Source organism: Gulosibacter sp. 10 (assembly GCF_900163695.1).
In the GTDB taxonomy this organism is placed as follows: Bacteria; Actinomycetota; Actinomycetes; order Actinomycetales; family Microbacteriaceae; genus Gulosibacter.
Window position 1 is genome coordinate 30,801 of record NZ_FUIC01000035.1, and the last position, 18,771, is coordinate 49,571.

General features: G+C 70.4%; 19 protein-coding genes and 1 riboswitch. Of the genes, 8 read left to right on the forward strand and 11 right to left on the reverse strand.

What is annotated here, in order from left to right; all coding sequences use genetic code 11:
• Window positions 1–450: 450 nt before the first annotated feature.
• From FM112_RS12665 to FM112_RS12700, 8 genes are all read right to left on the reverse strand, one after another.
• The gene (locus FM112_RS12665) at window positions 451–1,830 is read right to left on the reverse strand and encodes a D-arabinono-1,4-lactone oxidase (protein ID WP_087008135.1); all 1,380 of its coding nucleotides are present in this window, start codon (window positions 1,828–1,830) and stop codon (window positions 451–453) included.
• Complete coding sequence (locus FM112_RS12670; protein WP_087008137.1) at window positions 1,827–2,141, reverse strand: chorismate mutase; 315 nt, start codon at window positions 2,139–2,141, stop codon at window positions 1,827–1,829. Before FM112_RS12670 ends, FM112_RS12665 begins: the two co-directional genes overlap by 4 nt.
• A gap of 41 nt (window positions 2,142–2,182) precedes the next feature.
• Entirely contained in the window at window positions 2,183–2,896 is a 714-nt protein-coding gene (deoC, locus tag FM112_RS12675) for a deoxyribose-phosphate aldolase (protein WP_087008140.1), read from the reverse strand.
• A 52-nt stretch (window positions 2,897–2,948) separates the two neighbouring features.
• Entirely contained in the window at window positions 2,949–3,563 is a 615-nt protein-coding gene (locus FM112_RS12680; RefSeq protein WP_176386819.1) for a GNAT family N-acetyltransferase, read from the reverse strand.
• Window positions 3,560–4,363 (reverse strand): PfkB family carbohydrate kinase, encoded by an 804-nt coding sequence (locus tag FM112_RS12685; protein ID WP_087008144.1) that lies wholly within the window; start codon window positions 4,361–4,363, stop codon window positions 3,560–3,562. Before FM112_RS12685 ends, FM112_RS12680 begins: the two co-directional genes overlap by 4 nt.
• A gap of 174 nt (window positions 4,364–4,537) precedes the next feature.
• Window positions 4,538–6,091 carry a tripartite tricarboxylate transporter permease gene (locus tag FM112_RS12690; protein ID WP_087008147.1) on the reverse strand — a complete coding sequence of 518 codons (1,554 nt, stop codon included), beginning with the start codon at window positions 6,089–6,091 and terminating at the stop codon, window positions 4,538–4,540.
• Window positions 6,091–6,729 carry a tripartite tricarboxylate transporter TctB family protein gene (locus tag FM112_RS12695; RefSeq protein WP_176386820.1) on the reverse strand — a complete coding sequence of 213 codons (639 nt, stop codon included), beginning with the start codon at window positions 6,727–6,729 and terminating at the stop codon, window positions 6,091–6,093. Before FM112_RS12695 ends, FM112_RS12690 begins: the two co-directional genes overlap by 1 nt.
• Window positions 6,726–7,706 carry a tripartite tricarboxylate transporter substrate binding protein gene (locus FM112_RS12700; RefSeq protein ID WP_087008151.1) on the reverse strand — a complete coding sequence of 327 codons (981 nt, stop codon included), beginning with the start codon at window positions 7,704–7,706 and terminating at the stop codon, window positions 6,726–6,728. The genes FM112_RS12695 and FM112_RS12700 overlap by 4 nt, the downstream gene beginning before the upstream one ends.
• Window positions 7,707–7,878: 172 nt before the next feature.
• Between FM112_RS12700 and FM112_RS12705 the strand changes: the two genes are divergently transcribed.
• The 3 genes from FM112_RS12705 (at window position 7,879) to FM112_RS12715 (ending at window position 11,396) form a co-directional block, all read left to right on the forward strand.
• Entirely contained in the window at window positions 7,879–9,504 is a 1,626-nt protein-coding gene (locus FM112_RS12705; protein ID WP_087008153.1) for an ATP-binding protein, read from the forward strand.
• Complete coding sequence (locus FM112_RS12710; RefSeq protein ID WP_087008156.1) at window positions 9,501–10,199, forward strand: response regulator; 699 nt, start codon at window positions 9,501–9,503, stop codon at window positions 10,197–10,199. The genes FM112_RS12705 and FM112_RS12710 overlap by 4 nt, the downstream gene beginning before the upstream one ends.
• Before the next feature lie 264 nt (window positions 10,200–10,463).
• Window positions 10,464–11,396, forward strand: a complete 933-nt coding sequence (locus tag FM112_RS12715) for an ATP-binding protein (protein ID WP_254910487.1) — start codon at window positions 10,464–10,466, stop codon at window positions 11,394–11,396.
• Window positions 11,397–11,420: 24 nt separating this feature from the next.
• Here the strand turns inward: FM112_RS12715 and FM112_RS12720 are convergent, their stop codons facing one another.
• On the reverse strand, window positions 11,421–12,710 hold the full coding sequence (locus FM112_RS12720) for an adenylosuccinate synthase (protein ID WP_087008159.1): 1,290 nt from the start codon (window positions 12,708–12,710) through the stop codon (window positions 11,421–11,423).
• Window positions 12,711–12,865: 155 nt separating this feature from the next.
• Here FM112_RS12720 and FM112_RS12725 point away from each other — a divergent pair, with 155 nt between their 5' ends.
• Window positions 12,866–13,933: a sensor histidine kinase gene (locus FM112_RS12725; RefSeq protein ID WP_140400683.1), complete on the forward strand. Its 1,068-nt coding sequence runs from the start codon at window positions 12,866–12,868 to the stop codon at window positions 13,931–13,933.
• Window positions 13,930–14,523, forward strand: coding sequence for a response regulator transcription factor (locus FM112_RS12730; protein WP_087008164.1), 594 nt, complete (start codon window positions 13,930–13,932; stop codon window positions 14,521–14,523). The genes FM112_RS12725 and FM112_RS12730 overlap by 4 nt, the downstream gene beginning before the upstream one ends.
• 68 nt (window positions 14,524–14,591) lie before the next feature.
• Here FM112_RS12730 and FM112_RS12735 read toward each other — a convergent pair whose 3' ends face one another.
• A complete protein-coding gene (locus FM112_RS12735; RefSeq protein WP_087008166.1) occupies window positions 14,592–15,101 on the reverse strand; it encodes a hypothetical protein in 510 nt (169 codons plus the stop codon).
• Between the two features lie 407 nt (window positions 15,102–15,508).
• On the opposite strand from FM112_RS12735, the gene FM112_RS12740 reads away from it, so the two are divergent.
• On the forward strand, window positions 15,509–15,919 hold the full coding sequence (locus tag FM112_RS12740) for a hypothetical protein (protein WP_087008169.1): 411 nt from the start codon (window positions 15,509–15,511) through the stop codon (window positions 15,917–15,919).
• A gap of 387 nt (window positions 15,920–16,306) precedes the next feature.
• Here FM112_RS12740 and FM112_RS12745 read toward each other — a convergent pair whose 3' ends face one another.
• Complete coding sequence (locus FM112_RS12745; protein ID WP_087008171.1) at window positions 16,307–16,738, reverse strand: DUF3151 domain-containing protein; 432 nt, start codon at window positions 16,736–16,738, stop codon at window positions 16,307–16,309.
• Window positions 16,739–16,780: 42 nt separating this feature from the next.
• A riboswitch (FMN riboswitch) is annotated at window positions 16,781–16,910 on the forward strand.
• Window positions 16,911–16,997: 87 nt separating this feature from the next.
• On the opposite strand from FM112_RS12745, the gene FM112_RS12750 reads away from it, so the two are divergent.
• Together FM112_RS12750 and FM112_RS12755 are read left to right on the forward strand one after the other, a co-directional pair.
• Window positions 16,998–17,783 carry an ABC transporter permease gene (locus FM112_RS12750; RefSeq protein WP_087008173.1) on the forward strand — a complete coding sequence of 262 codons (786 nt, stop codon included), beginning with the start codon at window positions 16,998–17,000 and terminating at the stop codon, window positions 17,781–17,783.
• Window positions 17,780–18,766, forward strand: a complete 987-nt coding sequence (locus FM112_RS12755; protein WP_087008175.1) for an ABC transporter substrate-binding protein — start codon at window positions 17,780–17,782, stop codon at window positions 18,764–18,766. The genes FM112_RS12750 and FM112_RS12755 overlap by 4 nt, the downstream gene beginning before the upstream one ends.
• Window positions 18,767–18,771 lie beyond the last annotated feature (5 nt).

Consider the following 18,771-nt stretch of genomic DNA (forward strand, 5'->3'; position numbering starts at 1 on the left):
CCCAGTCGGAACCCCTGCCCTCATATGTTAGAACAAATCGGCAGCGGCGACGACCGTGGGCGCAGGGCGGCCCAAAGCGCCGGCCGACCGCTTCCCTGCTCGCCGGTCCGGCGCCTCCGAGCCCGGTTCGCCTCACCTGTCGGCCGCCCGGCTGCTGTTCCGGATGCGAATAGACCGCACATCGCCATATCCGGGTTCTGCACGCCATACGCATCCGGAACAGCAGCCCCGCCCGAGACCGCGCCACCGCCCGCAGCAGGCCGCCCGGAGAGGACACCTCTCCCCCAGCAGGCCGCCACTCCCGGAATGGGGCGAATAGGCTCCCGGAAAGGGACGAATAGCCGTCGCGAACCGCTATCCGCGCTGCGAACGCCATCCACCCCGATGTCGCCGCCCCCAGCGCACACCGCCGGACCATCGCGCCCGGAAACCGGCAGGGGCAGAAGCGCCCTACTCCCCCAGCGACCGCTCCAGGTAGGGGTTGCCGAAGACCCGCTGCGGGTCGAGGCGGTCGCGCAGCTCGACGAACTCGTCGAAGCGCGGGTACGCCTCGCGCAGCTCCTCGGCGCGGAGCGTGTGCAGCATGCCCCAGTGCGGTCGTCCGCCGGCGGCGCGCAGCACCTCCTCGACCGTCTCGAAGAACTCCTCGTGCGCCTCGCGCACGTAGCGGTGCACCGCGATGTACGTCGTGTCCCGGCCGTAGGCGGGCGAGAGCGGCACATCATCCGCGGCGGCGGTGCGCACCTCGATGGGGAACGAGACCCGGAGCCGACGCTCCTCCAGCCGCCTGCGGATCTCGCGCACGACCTCGGGGCCGTCCTCGAAGGGCACGCCGTACTCGAGCGCGTGGAAACGGATGCGCCGCTGCGCGCCGAACATTCCGTGCGAGTCCTCGACGTAGTGCCGCGGGCCGGTGAGGCTCGCGGTGAACTGCGAGAGCCGGGACACCATGCCGGGCGCGATCTCGCCGAGCGATTTCGCGAGCCCGCGCGTCCAGTACTGCACGAGCTCCTCGTCCATGAGCTTGACCGCGTTGCGGGAGGTCAGCCCCTCGGGCTCCTCGCCCTCCGCGAGCCGCCGGTGCGAGCGCACGAGCGCCTGCTCCGAGTGCGGGAACCAGTAGAACGCGAAGTAGTCGGCCGCCCGTGCGCGGTCGGCGAAGGTGTCGAGCACGTCGTCCACCGGCCCGGTGGACTCGTCGACGAGCACCCGGAAGGAGGGGACGCACTGGATGCCCACCTCGAGGATCACGCCGAGGGCGCCGAGGCCGAGCCGCGCGTGCTCGAAGATGTCGGAGTGCGTGCGCTCGTCGCACAGCACCACCTGGCCGTCGGCGAGGACCATGCGCAGCGACTTCACCATCGCGGAGAGCCCCGAGTAGCCCAGGCCGGTGCCGTGCGTGCCCGTGGAGATGGCGCCCGCGATCGTGGGCGCCACGACGTCGCCCTGGTTCTCGAGCGTCAGGCCGTGCTCGCGCAGCAGCTCCTGCACCTCGTGCATCCGCGTCCCCGCGCGGAACGTCGCGACGTTCGTCTCGGGGTTCACCGAGACGAGGCCGCGGTAGTCGTCGAAGTGCAGGCGCAGCCCCTCGGTGGCCGCGACGTCGTTGAACGAGTGCCCGGCGCCCACCGACTTGACCCGCAGGCCCGAGCCGCCCGCCCCGATCACGAGCGACCGCACGGCGGTCTCGCTCGTGGGGCCGGCGGTCAGCTGCGCCGTCTCGGTGACCCCGCCGGACCAGTTGCGCCAGGTGTTGGCACGGCGCTTGGGCAGCGAGGTCGCGCCCCGCTGCCGCTTCTTCGCCGACTTCTCCCCCTGGGCATCCGTCATTCGGCGATCGCGCTCCCCCGCTGCTCGGCGATGCGCTGGTGGTGGTGGATGACCTCCGCGATCACGAAGTTCAGGAACTTCTCCGCGAACTCGGGGTCGAGCTGCGCGTCGTGCGCGAGCGCGCGCAGCCGCGCGACCTGGCGCTTCTCGCGCTCCGGGTCCGCCGCCGGCAGGTCGTGCTCGGCCTTGAGCCTCCCCACCTCCTGCGTGAGCCGGAACCGCTCGGCGAGGATGTGCACGACCGAGGCGTCGAGGTTGTCGATCGATCGGCGAATCTCGCCCAGTCTCGTGAGGGCGTCCTGCTGCGTCATATGTTCGAGCCTATCCAAACTCCGTCGTGCCGAGACGCGTCCTACGCCTCGGGCGCCTCCTCGAGCACCTGCTTGCCGGAGGACATGCCGAGGCGGGTCGCGCCCGCCTCGATCATGGCCATCGCGTCCGCGTAGGTGCGCACGCCGCCCGATGCCTTGACTCCGAGCGCGTCACCCACGGTCCTGCGCATGAGCGCGACGGCCTCGACGGTCGCGCCGCCGGCCTTGTGGAAACCGGTGGAGGTCTTCACGAAGTCGGCGCCGGCCGCCGCCGAGGCCTCGCAGGCCTGCACGATCTCCTCGTCGGTGAGGGCGGCGGATTCGATGATCACCTTGAGCACGGTCGGCGCGGGCGCGGCGCGGCGCACGGCGCGGATGTCCTGCTCGACGAGCTCGGGCTGCCCCGCCTTGAGCTGGCCGATGTCGATGACCATGTCGATCTCGGTGGCGCCGTCGGTCACGGCGCGGGCCGCCTCGGTGGCCTTGATGCTCGAGTGGTGCTTGCCCGAGGGGAAGCCGACGACGGTCGCGACCTGCGGGGCGCCCTCGGGGATCTCCGCGGGCTCGGCGTCGGGGTCCAGGCCGGTCCAGGCGGCGCCGACCGGCAGCATGTTCGGCGAGACGCACACCGCGTACGCGCCCATCTCGGCGGCCTCGGCGTAGAGCGCGCGAACGTCGTCGTTCGTGGCGTCGGTGGCGAGGAGCGTGTGGTCGATGTACTTCGCGAGTTCTGCGCGGGTGAGTTTGAGGCTCATGGTCGGTCCTTGCTGTCTGGGCGGCCGTAGCGGGCCGGGCGGGGATGGATGGTTACGGGATGCGAGCGTCGAGGCCGGCGCGGACGTCGGGCCACTCCTGCTCGAGGATGGAGAACTGGACGGAGGTGCGCCACGAGCCGTCGGCGCGCAGGCGGTCCTCGCGCAGCCGGCCGTCCTCGTGCGCCCCGAGCCGGCGCACCGCGGCCTGCGAGCGCTCGTTGCGCTCGTCCACCTCGAAGACGACGCGGTGGAACCCTCGCGAGAACGCGGCCTCGAGCAGGGTGCGCTTCACGTCGGGGTTGAGGCCGCGGCCCCACGCGTCGGGGTCGTAGGCGGTGTAGCCGATCATGATGCTGCGGCGCTCGGCGCTGCGGGCGTAGAGCGAGGTCGTGCCGAGCGCCTCGCCGGTGCGCGAGCGGACGAGGTAGCTGCGGCCCGCGTCCGGGCCGGGCGCGTATCCGCTGAGCCAGTCGGCGAACGCGCGGTCGGTGCCGGGCAGCCCGGCGGGGCCCCCGCCGAATCCGCCCGCGAACACCTCGGGCTTGCGCAGCACCTGCGCGAGTTCGAGCGCGCCCGCGCCGTCGAGCGGCTCGAGGACGACGTGCCGTCCTTCGAGTCGTTCGCGCTGCCCGGGCAGCGTCGGCGCGGCGGCGCGCTCGGAGGTCACGCGGCGCGCCCCTGCCAGACCACGTCGAAGGGGGTGTTGCCGGCCATCGCGCGGCCGATGCCCGCGGTCACGAACTCCTTGGCGTGCTCGACGGCGGTGTGCAGGTCCTGGCCGAGCGCGAGCCCCGCGGAGATGCCCGTCGCGAGGGTGTCGCCCGCGCCCGAGACCCGGTGCTCGCCCACCTTGGGGCGCGAGAACTCGACCAGCTCGGTGCCGTCCCACAGCACGTCCACCGCGTGGTCGCCGGGGGTGTCCACGCCGCCCTTGACGAGCACCGCGCCGGGGCCGTGCTCGGCGATGCGCTTGGCGGCCTCGCCGAAGTCGGAGACGGACTCGAGCGAGTCGATGCCCGAGAGGATCTGCGCCTCGACCTTGTTCGGCGTGAGGACGTCCGCGAGCGGCAGCACCTCGGTGCGCAGCGCGGTGTCGATGTCGAGCGCGGCGCCGGGCTCCTGTCCCTTGCAGATCAGCACCGGGTCGAGCACGACGTTGGGGAGCTTCGCCTCGGTGAGGATGTCGCGCACCGCCTCGATGGTGGGCACGGCGCCGAGCATGCCGATCTTCACGGATGCGGGGCTCCAGTCGGCGAGCGTCGCCTCGGCCTGGTCGCGGATGACCTGCGCGTCCACCGGCACGAAGCGGTGGTTCCAGCCGTCCTTCGGGTCGAAGGAGACGATGCAGGTGAGCGTGCAGGCGCCGTAGACCCCGAGCTGCTGCAGCGTGCGGAGGTCGGCCTGGCAGCCGGCCCCGCCGGTGGCCTCGGAGCCGGCGATGACGTAGGTGACTGGGGGTGTGGTCATGGAGCGTCCTCGTGTCTCGGCGGCCGACGCTGGCTTCGCCGACCCGCTGGACCTCAACTGTACCGCCGCGGGGCCCACCGGGCCCACGCCGCCGCGCCAGCCTCGGCGACGGATCGCGCGGCCGGAAAGCGAGGGGGCGCCCGGCGGTCGCCGGACGCCCCGTCGCGCGCATCGCTATCCCGCGTCGACGTCCACCGGGACGCGCACGGCCCGGGTCTGCGCATCCAGCTTGGCCCGGCGGCGGTGGCGGAGGTGCTGCACCGCCGAGATCACGAGCGCCGCGGCAAGCACGATGTAGAGGCCGATCGTGAACGGCGAGCCCCACAGCACCGACACGTCGCCCTCCGACACCGCGAGCGCGCGGCGCAGCTCGGTCTCGGCGAGCGGGCCGAGCACGACGGCGATCATCACGGGGGCGAGCGGCACCCGGTAGCGGCGCATCACGAGGCCGAGCAGGCCGATCGCGAACAGCGCCCACAGGTCGGCCATCGACGAGCCCACCGCGTACACGCCGAGCACGGCGAGGACGGTGATGCCGGCGTAGAGGTAGTGGTTCGGCACGCTGAGCAGCCGCGCCCACAGCCCCGCGAGCGACATGTTCAGGATGAGCAGCACCACGAGCCCGATGAACAGCGACGCGAGCAGCGTCCACACCAGGTCGGCGTTGTTCGTGAGCAGGAGCGGGCCGGGCTGGAGGCCGTACTGCTGGAACGCGGCGAGCATGATCGCCGCGGTCGAGGAGACCGGCAGGCCGAGCGCGAGCAGCGTGCCCATCGCCGTTCCCGTGGTCGAGTTGCCGGCCGCCTCGGGCGCCGCGAGGCCGCGCAGCGATCCGGTGGTGCCGAAGCTCTTGTCGCCGCGGCGCTTCGCGAGCGACTTCTCGGTGCCGTACGCGAGGAAGGTGGGCACCTCGGAGCCGCCGGCCGGCACGATGCCGAACGGGAGGCCGAACGCGGTGCCGCGCAGCCAGGCGGGGAGCGCGTACTTGAACTCCTTGCGGCTCAGCAGCGCGCGGCGCTGCTGGATCGGCTTGACCGCGGCGCTGCGGCCGACCTTGGATGCCTGATCGAACACCTCGCCGAGGGCCAGCAGGCCCACGGTGATCACGACGATCGAGAACCCGTCGAGCAGCTCCGGCGCGCCGAACGTGTAGCGCTCGGTGCCGGAGGGGCCGTCGATGCCGATGAGGGTGAGCGCGAGGCCGATGCCAAGGGCGAGCAGTCCCTTGATCACCGACTCCGACACGACCGAGGAGACCGCGAGGAACGCGAACACCGCGAGCGCGAAGTACTCGGCGGGGCCGAACATCGTCGCGAGGTTCATCAGCACGGGCATCATGAACACGGTGAGCAGCGTCGCGAGCAGGCCGCCGATGAAGGCGCCGATCGCGGCCGTCGCGAGCGCCTGCCCGGCCCGGCCATGCTTCGCGAGCCGGTGGCCCTCGAAGGTGGACGCGATGGCGGAGGACTGGCCCGGGGTGTTGAGCAGGATCGCCGCGGTCGAGTCGCCGAACATGCCGCCGAAGTAGATGCCGGCGAACATGATGAACGCCGCGGTGGGGTCGAGCGAGAACGTGACGGGCAGCAGCAGCGCCACCGCCATGGAGGAGCCGAGGCCGGGCAGCACGCCGACCGCGGTGCCCATGATGGCGCCGAGCAGCACCCAGAGCATGTTGATGGGGGTGATCGCCGCGGCGAACCCCTGCATGAGCAGTTCGAGCTGTTCCATTAGAAGATCTCCCCGATGAAGCCGGCGGGCAGCGTGAGGCCCAGCAGGCCGCTGAACACGAGCTGCACGATCGAGCCGATGAGCAGCCCGATGCCGAGGTTGAACCAGATGCGCTTGGAGCCGAACCCGTAGGTGGAGGCGGCGAACAGCAGCGCGCTCGAGAGGATCCAGCCGAGCGGCGGCAGCAGCAGGATGAATCCGAGCACGGCGCCGACGTTGATGCCGGCGGCCTTCCAGTTCATCGAGTGCGGCGTCTCATCGTCCTCCGCCGCCGCCTCGGCCTCCTCCTCGACGCGGCCCTGATGGGCCTCGAGGTCGATCACCTGGGTGTTCGCGTGCGACACGTCGGTGAGCATCTCGCGGGAGACGTCGGGGCGCAGCGCCGTCGGCTCCTCGACCCGCTTCCGCGGGATGATCGAGCGGATGAGCAGATAGCCGCTCACCACGGTGAGCAGGCCGCCGATGAGGACGGGGAAGAACTGCGGCCCGGGCACCTGCTGGCCGCGCACCTCCATGGCGGCCGCGCCGACGAACAGCACGGTCGCGATGGCGAGGCCGATGGCGGCGATGAGGACGTCGCCCCACTTGATCGTGCGGGGGCGGGAGCCGGTGCGTTCGGGGGCGGTGGTCGTGCTCACAGTCCCAGCTCCTCGACGATCGCGTCCACTTCCGCCTGTTGATCGACGATGAACCTCTCGTACTCGTCGCCGACCGCGAACGTATCCGTCCAATCGTTGCGGTCGAGCGCCTCCGCCCATCCCTCCGACTCGGCCAGCTCGGTGACGATGTCGACGAGCTCCTGCCGCTCCGCGTCGGTGATGCCGGGCGGCGCCACGAATCCGCGCCAGTTGGTCATCTGCACGTCGTAGCCGGCGTCGAGAAGCGTGGGCGCGTCGATGCCCTCCACCGGCTGGGGCGCGGAGATCGCGAGCAGCCGCAGCTGGCCGGCCTCGATCTGGGCGGAGACCTCGTTGTAGCCGGACATGCCCGCCGTGGTCGTGTGCGAGAGCATCGCGCTCAGCGCGTCGCCGCCGCCGGAGTAGGCGATGTAGTTCGCGTCGGCGGGATCGAGGCCGATCTCCTGCGCGAGCATCACCGTCGCGAGGTGGTCGATCGAGCCGAGCGAGCCGCCGGCGATGGAGGTGCCGGTCGGATCGGCCTGCCACGCCTCCACGAAGTCCTCGAGGGTGTGGATGTTGCTGTCGGCCGGCACGACGAGGGCCGCGTAGTCGTCCGCGAGGCGGGCGATGGGGGTCACGTCGGCGAGCGATTCGGCGGGCTTGGACACCGCGATGCCGCCGATCATCACGCCACCGGTGACCATGAGGTAGTCCTCCTGGCCCTCCGCCTGCACGAACTGCGAGAGCCCGATCGTGCCGCCGGCGCCGGGGACGTTGACGACCTGCACGTTCGCGACGATCCCCTCGCTGCGCAGCGTCTGCTGCGAGGTGCGGGCGAAGGTGTCCCAGCCGCCGCCGGGCGCGGCCGGCGCCATGATCGTGATCTTCGAGCGCACCGTCGAGTTGGAGGCGGTGGAGATCGCGTCGCCGAAGGCGAACACCGCCACGACGACCACCACCACCCCGAAGACGAGATTGCGGATGACTGTACTCATATGAACTCCGTTGTCCGAGAAACATCAGCGCGGAGCCCGGGGCTCCACGCAGCACGACGCTACGCACGGGCGGGGTCGCGCCGCCGGTTTCGAGAACTAATGATGATTTCGGTCATTTCGGTCATGAGCGGGTGTGGGAGACTCGGACCCTTCCCCTCGACGAGGAGGCCGATTGACCCGCACCCGCACCCCGAGACCGCTGCAGGGCGCCCTGTTCGCGGTCGAGATGGCGATCGTCGTGACCGTCGTCGCGCTCGTCGCCGTCGTCGGCGTCGCCCGCACCGTCGCGGCCACGGAGCGCGCGGCCGAGCAGCGCATGTACGGCCAGGCGCTCACCCTGAGCCACCTGCCCGTCGTCATCGACGCGCTGCAGGGCGAGGACCCGCACGCCCAGATCCAGCCCATCGTCGACGCCGCCGTGAGCGCGGGGGACTTCCGCTACATCACCGTGGTCGACATGGAGGGCCTGCGCGTGGCGCACGTGGACCCGGCGGCGGTGGGCGAGCCCGTCTCGAGCGACCACTCCGCGATCCGCGAAGGGGCCGAGTTCCGGGGCGTCGAGGAGGGGACGCAGGGCGTCACCTATCGCGTCAAGGTGCCGATCCGCGCCGAGTCGGGCGAGGTCGTCGGCACGCTGTCGGTCGGCACGCTCGTGAGCGAGCTCCGCGCCGAGGCGCTCGCGCAGAGCCTGCCGCTGGCCCTCGCCTCCCTGCTCGCGATCCTCGCGGGCGGGGTGCTCGCGTGGTTCGTCACGAAGTGGCTGCGGCGCAAGCTCTACGGCGTCGAGCCCGATCAGCTCGTGCGCCTGCTGCAGGCGCACCGCGCGGTGATGGAGAGCACGGAGGAGGGCGTCATCGCCACCGACGATCGCGACCGCATCCAGCTCGTCAACGCCGAGGCCGCGCGGATGCTCGGGGATGCGCGGGCGGAGCGGCTCGAGGGCGAGGACCTCTCCGCGCTGCCGGAGGAGCTCGCGGAGCTGCTCGACGCCGAGCCGGTGCCGGGCGAGCTGCGCCTCGTGCATCTGCCGGGCGGCGCCGTGTACGCGCAGGCGCGGACGACGAGCGCCGACGACCGCACGATCGGCCGGATGCTCTCGCTGCGCGACCGCTCGCAGCTCGACGACGCGATCGCCCGGCTCGAGGCGCAGCGGGAGAAGGCGCGGCTGCTGCGCATCGAGACGCACGAGTTCGAGAACCGCAAGCACGTGCTCTCGGGGCTGCTCGAGCTCGGCGAGTACGAGGAGGCGCGCGCCTACCTCGAGGCCCAGCCGGCCGAGGAGGCGGCGGAGGCGGCCTCGCGGCTCGGCCTGGATGCGGTGGGCCCGCCGCTGCTCGCCGCCCTCGTCTCGGCGCACGCCACCGCGGCGGCGCGGGACCGCGTGGCCATCGAGCTCGGCGAGGAGTGCGACGTGCCCGCCTCGCTGCGCGTCGACTCCGACGACCTCCTCGTCGTCGCCAACCTCATCACGAACGCCGTGGAGGCCACGGGCTTCGGCGGCACGGTGCGGGTGACGCTGGCGGTAGAGCCGGGGAGCGACGTGCTCGAGGCGGTCGTCGAGGACGACGGCCCGGGGCTGCCGGGCTCCCCCGCCGATCTCACCACCGGCGGCATCACCACGAAGACCGAGGACGCCGAGCGCCACGGCATCGGCCTGTTCTCGGTGCAGGAGGTCGTCACGGCCCGCGGCGGCTCCCTCCGGTTCGGCGAGTCCCCGCTGGGCGGAGCGCGGGTCGAGGTCGACCTGCCGCGCGCCCGCGCCGAGCGGCCCCAGGACGAGCGAGGAGCGACCCCGTGACCGACATCCGCACCCTCATCGTCGACGACGACTTCGCCGTGGGCAGGCTCCACGGCACCTTCCTCGAGCAGCTGCCGCGGTTCGCGCTCGTCGGCAGCGAGCTCACCGCCTCCACCGCGCTCGGGCGCATCCGGCGGGGCGAGGTCGACCTCGTGCTGCTCGACCTCTACCTCCCCGACCTCAGCGGGGTGGATCTGCTGCGCCGCATCCGCTCCGACTCGAGCCCCGATGTGGACGTGCTCATGGTGAGCGCGGCGCACGAGACCGAGCTGGTCGAGCAGGCGATCGCGCTCGGCGTCGTCGACTTCCTGCTCAAGCCGTTCACGCGCGACGCCTTCAACGCGCGGCTGCACGCCTACGCCTCGTGGGCGCAGCAGCGCCGGCGCCTGCGCGAGATCGGCCAGGTGAGCCAGACGCAGATCGACGCGCTGCTGACCCGCGGCGCGCATCCCGTCGTCCGGGCCGCGCCGAAGGGCGTGAGCCGCGCCACCCGCGAGCGGGTGGTCGCCGCGCTCGAGCGATCGCCCGCCGCCGTCACCGCGAACGAGCTGGCCGAGTCGACCGGGCTCTCGCGGGTGACCGCGCGCCGCTACCTCGAGCTGCTCGTGCACGAGGGGCTCGTCGAGATGCAGCCCCGCTACGGCGAATCCGGACGGCCGCAGCACGAGTACCGCTGGGCCGGCCATCGCGACTGAGCCGCCGCGCCATCCTGCCCGAATCCGGCGCCTCCCTGCAGATGCACGAAGCGCATAAGGTACACCAAGTACACAGAGGTTCACAGGAGAGGTGATGAGCACTCAACCGCAGAATCCCTTTCGGCCCTCCGCCGGCGCCGAACCCCGCAACTGATCGACCGTGCAGGGCTGCTGGACGAATTCATCTATGGGCTCAGTCTCGGTTCCGGAGCTCCGGGCCTCCTGACCATTTTCACCGGAGCCAGGGGTATCGGGAAGACCGTCATGCTGGGCGAAGCGGAAGATGCCGCACGGTCCAAGGGCTGGGTGGCGATATCAGAGACTGCCACGCGGGGCTTTCTCGGCCGGATCGGTGAATCCATGCGCATAACGGCCGAGGAGCTGGGGGATGGTCCGCCGAGTCGCAAGATCACCGGGATCAGTGCAGGCGGGTTCTCCATCACCACCCAGCTGCCACCTGCGCAGCAGGCGGGCTGGCGTCGAACCGGCGAACACCTGCTGGACCTGTTGGGCGAACGGGAAACGGGCCTGTTGATCACCCTTGACGAGATACACGGAGCGGACCGCGACGAACTGGCGCAGCTTGCCGCCTCTGTCCAGCATTTCATCCGCGACGGCCTGCCCATAGCCCTCGTATTCGCAGGACTTCCCGCAGCCGTGTCGGATTTGCTCAACGAAGGCGTCGCCACTTTTCTGCGCCGTGCGGATCGGATAGACCTGCATACTGCAGCAATCGATGAGGTGGAGGCCTCATACCGCCAGACATTCGCCGCGCTTGCCCACCCGATCGATGCCCGGCTCGTCAGGCGCGCTGCGGAGTCGACCGGAGGCTACCCGTTTCTCATCCAACTGGTCGGATACCACGTCTGGCAACTGGCCGAGGCAACAACTGATTCGCCGCTTCGCGCAGCCGATCTCGAGGCCGCGCTCTCAGCCGCGCACAGACGCAATACCCGCCTTGTCATCGATGCGGCGCTGTCCACCGCGTCGCAGAAGGATCTCGACTTCCTCCGCGCCATGGCGCAGGACGACCTACCCGCATCGACCGCGGATATCGGCCGTCGTCTCGGAGACCGGAAGAACACCATCGGCAACTACCGCGCCAGACTCATCGATGCCGGTCTGGTTCAGCCGGCCGGGCACGGCCTGCTCGAATTCGCGATTCCGGGGCTACGCGAGCATCTCCGTCGAATGTGACACACCTGCGTCGGCGGTCGCCCGCTAGTCGCCGAGCAGGTTGTGCAGCTCGATGATGTCGTCGCGCTTGGGGCCGGTGCCGATGGCCGAGATTCGGGCGCCCGAGAGCTCCTCGATCGCCTTGACGTAGTCCTGGGCGTTCTTCGGCAGCTCCGAGAACTCGCGGATGCCGGAGATGTCCTCCTGCCAGCCCGGGAACTCCTCGTAGACGGGCTTGGCGTGGTGGAAGTCGGACTGCGACATGGGCATCTCGTCGTGGCGCACGCCGTTCACCTCGTAGGCGACGCAGACGGGGATGGTCTCGAAGGTCGAGAGCACGTCGAGCTTGGTCATCACGAGGTCGGTGAAGCCGTTGATGCGGCTCGCGAAGCGCGCGACCACCGAGTCGAACCAGCCGGTGCGGCGCGGGCGGCCGGTGGTGGTGCCGAACTCGCCGCCGCGCTGGCGGAGCTTCTCGCCGTACTCGTCGTCGAGCTCGGTCGGGAACGGGCCCGAGCCGACGCGGGTGATGTAGGCCTTCTGGATGCCGACGAGGCGGTCGATCGCGCGCGTCGAGACGCCCGATCCGGTCGCCACGCCGCCCGCGGTGGCCGAGGAGGAGGTGACGTAGGGGTAGGTGCCGTGGTCGATGTCGAGCATCGTGGCCTGGCCGGCCTCGAAGACGACGGTCTTGCCCGCGTCCAGCGCCTGGTGCAGCTCGAGCGCGGTGTCGCCCACCATCGGGCGCACGCGGTCGGCGAAGGCGAGCAGGCTGTCGGCGATCTCGTCGACCGAGAACGCGCGGCGGTTGTAGGTCTTGACGAGCAGCTCGTTCTTCTGCACGAGCGCGCCCTCGATCTTCTGCCGCAGGATGCCCTCGTCGAAGAGGTCCTGCATGCGGATGCCGACGCGGCTCATCTTGTCGGAGTAGGTGGGGCCGATGCCGCGGCCCGTGGTGCCGATGCGGCGCTTGCCGAGGAATCGCTCGGTGACCTGGTCGAGGGCGCGGTTGTACTCGGGGATGACGTGCGCGTTGCCCGAGATCCGCAGCTTCGACACGTCGATGCCGCGGGCCTCGAGGTGCTCGAGCTCCTCGAACAGCACGTTGAGGTCGACGACCACGCCGTTGCCGATCACCGGGGTGACGCCCGGGGAGAGGATGCCCGAGGGCAGCAGGTGCAGCGCGTACTTCTCATCACCGATCACGACGGTGTGGCCGGCGTTGTTGCCGCCGTTGAACTTGACCACGTAGTCGATGCGGTTGCCGAGGAGGTCGGTCGCCTTACCCTTCCCCTCGTCGCCCCACTGGGTGCCGATGATTGCTACGCCTGGCATGACTCAACTCATTCCCTCTATTCGCGCGCCGATGACGGCGCAGGTGCACTGCCACTGTACTGGGTGCGCTCCCGCCCGGGCCCGAGCCCGGCCGGAGCGGCGAATGGCCCGATCGGGGCATTGCCGCAACGCGTCCGCGGGTGCAAGCTGAACACGTGCCACCGACATCCGCAGAACTCGAACGGCTCGCGGCCGATGTGCTCGCGAACATCCTCACGGCCCTGCAGCGGAGCGGCAGCTCACTCGTGCACGAGGGATCGCTCGCGGTGGGGATCGAGTCGCAGGTGCGCTCGATCCTCGCCGAGACGCTGACGCTGCTGGGCGTCGAGGCGTCCGAGCTCATGGCGTTCCCCGCGCAGGAGGCCGGGTTCGAGTCGAAGGGATCGGTGCTCGCGCAGCGGGACTACAACCCGGCCGAGCCGCTGGCGGTGGGCGAGATGGTGTTCGACCTCGCCCTGCCGAGGCTCGTCGGCCTGCTCGGCCGGCAGGATGCGGCGCGCATCGCGCAGGTGCTCCACCGGGCGATCTGGCGGCGCTTCCCGCCCGCCGCGCTCGGCTACGTCGAGGCGCTGCGGGTGCGGCTCATCGAGTCGGAGCGGGCGGCGAACGGGAGGCTCGCCCGCGAGCTGCACGACCGCATCGCGCACGGCATCCTCACCGGCCTGCAGCAGGTGGAGCTCGCACGGATGCGGGCCGACGGCGAGGAGCTCGCGTCGGCGGAGCGGATCCTGCGCGCGACGCTCGACGACACCCGCCGGCTCGCGCAGGACATGCGGCTCAGCACCGCCGGCCGCAGCCTCGACGAGGCGATCGAGGACTTCGTGCTGCGGGCGCAGGGCGAGGCGCCCGCGATCCGCTTCGCCGTGCTCGGGGAGCCGATGGCGCTCACCGAGAAGGTGACGGCGGAGGTGTTCGCGATCGTGCTCGAGGCCTGCCGGAACGCGCGCACGCACGCGAACGGCGCGACCGAGGTGGTGATCACGGCGGAGTGGACCGAGGACGATCTCGTCGTCTCGGTCGTGGACGACGGCGACGGCTCCGGCACCTCGTCGCCGGGCAGCGGCATGGGCATCGCCGGGATGCGCGAGCGCGCGGCCGGCATCCACGCGCGGCTGGAGGTGCGGGATGCGCTGCCCGGCACCGCCGTGGTGCTGACGCTGCCGCACTACCCGTTCTCGGAGCGCGGCGGCGCGGCCGGGTCCGCGGAGTCGGAGCCGCGATGATCCGCGTCTGCATCGCCGACGACCACGCGCTGTTCCGCGCGGGGATGGTGGCGCTGCTGGCGCGCGTGCCGGAGTTCGAGGTGGTGGGCGAGGCGGAGGACGGCGATATGGCGGTGCACGTCTCGCGCGATGCGGAGCCGGACGTGCTGCTGCTCGACGTGGAGATGCCCGGGCCGGCGGTGAGCTCGGTGATCTCGCGGGTCCTGCGGGCGAGCCCCGGCACGTCGATCGTGGTGGTGTCGATGCACGCCGACCGGCTGCTCGCGGATCGTCTGCGGGAGGCAGGCGCGGCGGATGTGGTGTCGAAGTCGGCGCCGAGCGCGACGCTCATCGAGGTGGTGCGGGCCGCGGCGGGGAGGAGCCCCCGCATCGCGGCGGCGGAGCCGCGGGGCGCCTCGGTGCTCACGCCGCGCGAGGCGGAGGTGCTGCACTATGTGGCGCTCGGCTGCACCAACCGGGATGTGGCCGGGCGGCTCTCCCTCTCGCCGGATACCGTGAAGCGGCACCTGTCGAACATCGGCCGCAAGCTCGGCACCGGCAACCGGCTCGAGAGCGTGCGCCGGGCTCGGCGCGAGGGGCTCATCTCGTGAGGTCGCGATCCTCCTGGGCGGTCGCGTCCGCTCTCGCGGGACAGCACTCGCCGGTGGCAGGGAGGTGATCAGCCCGGCACCGGCTCCCGAGCGAGAAGCTCCTCGAACTCCTCTTCCGTCAGCCATGAGCCGTCTTCGGGATCGACGCGATCTCGGCAGGCGCCCGGCCCGCCGAGCTCCTCGAGCCGTTCGCCCTCCGAAGAGAACACGCAGATGTGCCACAACCCGCTGTTGAACTCCAGCCCCGAATCGACTCCATCCTCGATTCGAGCGCCATGCACAAGCAGCAGGTCGACGACTACCGGAGGGAATCCGGCCCTGTCGCTGACGCGGTAGTGCTCTGTACCCGGATATTCCATGGCTAGTTGATACACGTGATAACGAAGGTCGAGCGGATTGCGCAACGGGGACAACATCACGGCTACGCCGCCCACCGCGACCGTGAGCAACAGGGCCACCAGCACCGCCGAAGTTGCGAGCAGCGAGCCCACGGGTTTGCCGCCGCGCGATACTCGATCGCCATCGGACGATTGCCCATCGTCGCCCATCCACGACTGGAGATCATCGATATCGCTCATCGCGCACCGCCCTCATCGCCCCGCGGGCCTTGCCACCGTTGACCGGCTTCCCAACAGACACTTCGACTACCCGTATTACGGGCTCGGATTCGCCTCGATCTATCGATCACGCGCCGCTTCCGGCAGCATCACGTCGCACACCTGAAGCGACTCACGATCGCAATAGGGCTCGATCTCCCCATTCGACCGTCAAACCAGTCTTGAACTTCAAATTATTCCACGCCGAATATTCCCCTTTTCATTCTCACCAATCCGCTCAAACAGGATCAGAATACAAGACTCCATTCTCATTGAATATCACCCGAATGGGCCATCCCGTCGAACAGAAGCCACGACGACACATAATTTCTTATAATGCCCCTTCGCGACTAGTCCTGTAATATTTCGAGCTTGAAAAAATCCTGGGCATGACAATACTGGCCGCCGTCGCGGTCGTAGCACTGGCAGGATGTTCCGCGGGGCCGGACCGGACAGAGGCGACCGCGCCTGCCGAATCCACCGAGTCGACGGTCGATTTCGCACTAACCGAGACCGAGGCCGCAGAGGCGTGCTCGGACGCGTACTTTGCCGAGCTCGAGGCCCTCTACGATCCCTCGAAGTACGAGGAGTACGAGGAGGTACTCATCGAAAGCGATCGGCAATACATCGAGTCGCAACGGACCAACTTTGGGTGGGACGCCCCGATCGTCACGTACATGGACGAAGCGATGCACCTCGAATTCGAGTACATCGCGGACGGGGACCCGGCGGGACCAATCACCGGCACGGCGACCGCCGACGGTCAGATCTCCCTCGGGAACCGCGAGGAGCAGCCCTAGCTTCTGCACCTCCTGTGCAGGTTCGAGAACTCTTCGTGCCCTCTGCCGGAGGCTCCCCGAACGGACCATCCACGCGCGACAGTCGGGTGCAACGCCGAGCACCGTCACGATCTTGGCGACGACTCGCCGCCCGAGTCCCGGCGATATCGCGATTCGCCGCCAAGTTCCATCGAGAAGAACCGGCAGCTACCAGGCGCAGCTTGAAGCCCCATGACCGCCGAGGAGTCAGAGCCGCCAACTTCGTAGGCTCCTACGGAAACTTGGCGGCAAGATGCCACTCGAACACGCAGCGGCCGGCAGACTGCCGCCAAGATTCGGCGGGCACCGACGGATTCGAACGAAGCGCGCCAGAGCCGCCAGGTTTCCTCCAGGCGGCGCCGGACGCCCCTACCCGTCGATCCGCTCGATCTCCGCGGCCGCCGAACGGTCCGAGTCCGCGAGCAGCGCGCCGAGGCGCTCGACCTCGTCCTGCTCGCCGATCGCCTCCGCGGCGCGGCGCAGCAGCCAGAAGCAGCGCAGCACTCCCTGGTTCGGCTCGTGGCTCCAGGGCACCGGCCCCTGCCCCTTCCACCCGGCGCGGCGCAGCGCGTCCAGGCCCCGGTGGTAGCCCACCCGGGCGAAGGCGTACGACTCGAGCACGCGCTCGTCGCGGAAGGCCTGCGCCGCGGCCTCGGCCCACGCGAGCGAGGATTTCGGATGTTTTGTGACGATGGCCGCGAGCGCCGCCTCCTCGCGCGGCAGATGGCTGAGATCGTCGAGAACCTCGGGCTCTTCGTCGAGTCGGGTTTCGGGGATGCCGAGCAGGTTGTTCGAAGTCATGGTGCCATTATGGCCGGGGATGTGTAGGATCGCCCTCGAGTACACGTGCTCCGGGGTCGGTGAAATTCCGAGCCGGCGGTGAAAGTCCGCGACCCGCCCGCCAGCGATGGCGGCGGCTGATCCGGTGGAATTCCGGGACCGACGGTCATAGTCCGGATGGGAGGCGCGCGTGCGTTCCGACGCATCCGTTCACGGACGTCGGGGCGCGTCGTCTTCCCTCGCACCCTCCCTCCGGAGCCAAACCGGATCGGAGTGACGAATGGGACGAAAGCGCCGCGCGATGCGATGGCCGCAGGTGGCCGCGCCCGTGCTGTTCGCCGCGGTCATCGTGCTCGTATGGCAGCTCGCCGTGGGCACCGGCGCGGTGAGCTCCGCGTTCCTCCCGGCACCCTCCGACCTCATCCGCCGCTTCTGGCTCGAGCTCACGCAGGGCCCGCTGCTCGACCACACCATCACGACGCTCGCCGCCGCGATCTACGGCACGGTGCTCGCGACCCTCGTGGCCGTACCCCTCGGCTACCTCATCGCCAAGGTGCGCTGGGTGGACCTCGCGATGACGCCGTACGTGACCGCGTCCCAGGCCATCCCCGCCGTCGCCGTGGCGCCGCTGCTCGCGCTCTGGATCGGCTACGGCCTGACGCCGATCGCGTTCCTCTGCGCCGTCGTCGCCTTCTTCCCCATGCTCATCACCACCGTGCTCGGCGTGCAGTCGCTGCCGCAGGACGTGCTCGAGGCGGCGAAGCTCGACGGCGCGAACGCGTGGCAGTCGCTGCGCTGGGTCGAGGCGCCGCTCGCGATGCCGAGCGTGCTCGCCGGCATCCGCGCCGGCGTCGCCCTCTCGGTCACCGGCGCCGTGGTCGGCGAATTCACGATGGGCGGCCAGGGCCTCGGCATGCTCCTCACCCTCTACCGCGACGCGAACGACACCGAGGGCATGTTCGCGACGCTCTTCACGCTCGCCTTCCTCGCGGTCGGCATGTTCACGCTGCTGCGCGTGCTGCAATCCGTCGTCGCCCGCGCCATCACCAAGGAGAAGAAACGATGAACAAGAGCTTCCGGATGCTGGCCGTCGGCGCGGCATCGACGCTGCTGCTCGCCGGCTGCGCAGGCGGCGGGGCCTCCGACCAGGACGCGCTGACCGTCGGCCTCACCTACACGCCCAACGTGCAGTTCGCCCCCTTCTACGTGGCCGAGGAGCTCGGCTACTTCGAGGATGCGGGGGTGGACGTCGAGCTGCGCCACCACGGCGAGAGCGAGGAGCTCTTCGGCGCCCTCAAGGCCGGCGACGAGGACCTCGTCTACGCGGGCGGCGACGAGATCGTGCAGGCCGTCTCGGCGGGCGTGCCCGTCACCTCGGTCGCGACCCTCTACAACACCTACCCCGCCGTGCTCATCGTCCCCGCCGACTCGGACATCGAGACCGCCGCGGACCTCGAGGGCCACTCGGTGGGCACTCCGGGCCCGTACGGCCAGACCTACTTCGCGCTGCTCGCCCTCTTCGACCAGACCGGCCTCACCGAGGAGGATGTCGACGTGCAGCACATCGGCTTCACGCAGCAGGCCGCGCTCACCTCCGGCAAGGTCGACGCGGTCATGGGCTTCTCGAACAACGATGCCGTGCAGTTCGCGGCGCAGGGCTTCGACGTGCGCGTGATCGAGGCCGTCGACCCGGAGGCGCCCACCCTGGTCGGCCCCGCGCTCGGCGCGGCCGAGGGGCTCGAGGACTCCCAGGTCACCGCCCTGCTCGGCGCCCTGCGCGAGGCGATCGCCTACATCGAGGAGCACCCCGAGGAGACCATCGAGATCTCGGCCGGCTACATCCCCACGCTCACCACGCAGGAGCAGAAGGACGCCGCGCTCGCCACCCTGGAGGCGACCATCCCGCTCATGGCCCCCGACGGCGACCTGCCGCTGCTCACCAACAACCCCGATGTGTGGGAGGCGATGCTCGAGTTCATGCCCCGGGCCGGGATCATCCCCGAGCCGGTGGCGGCCGAGGACGCCTACACGAACGAGCTGCTCCCCTAGGCTGG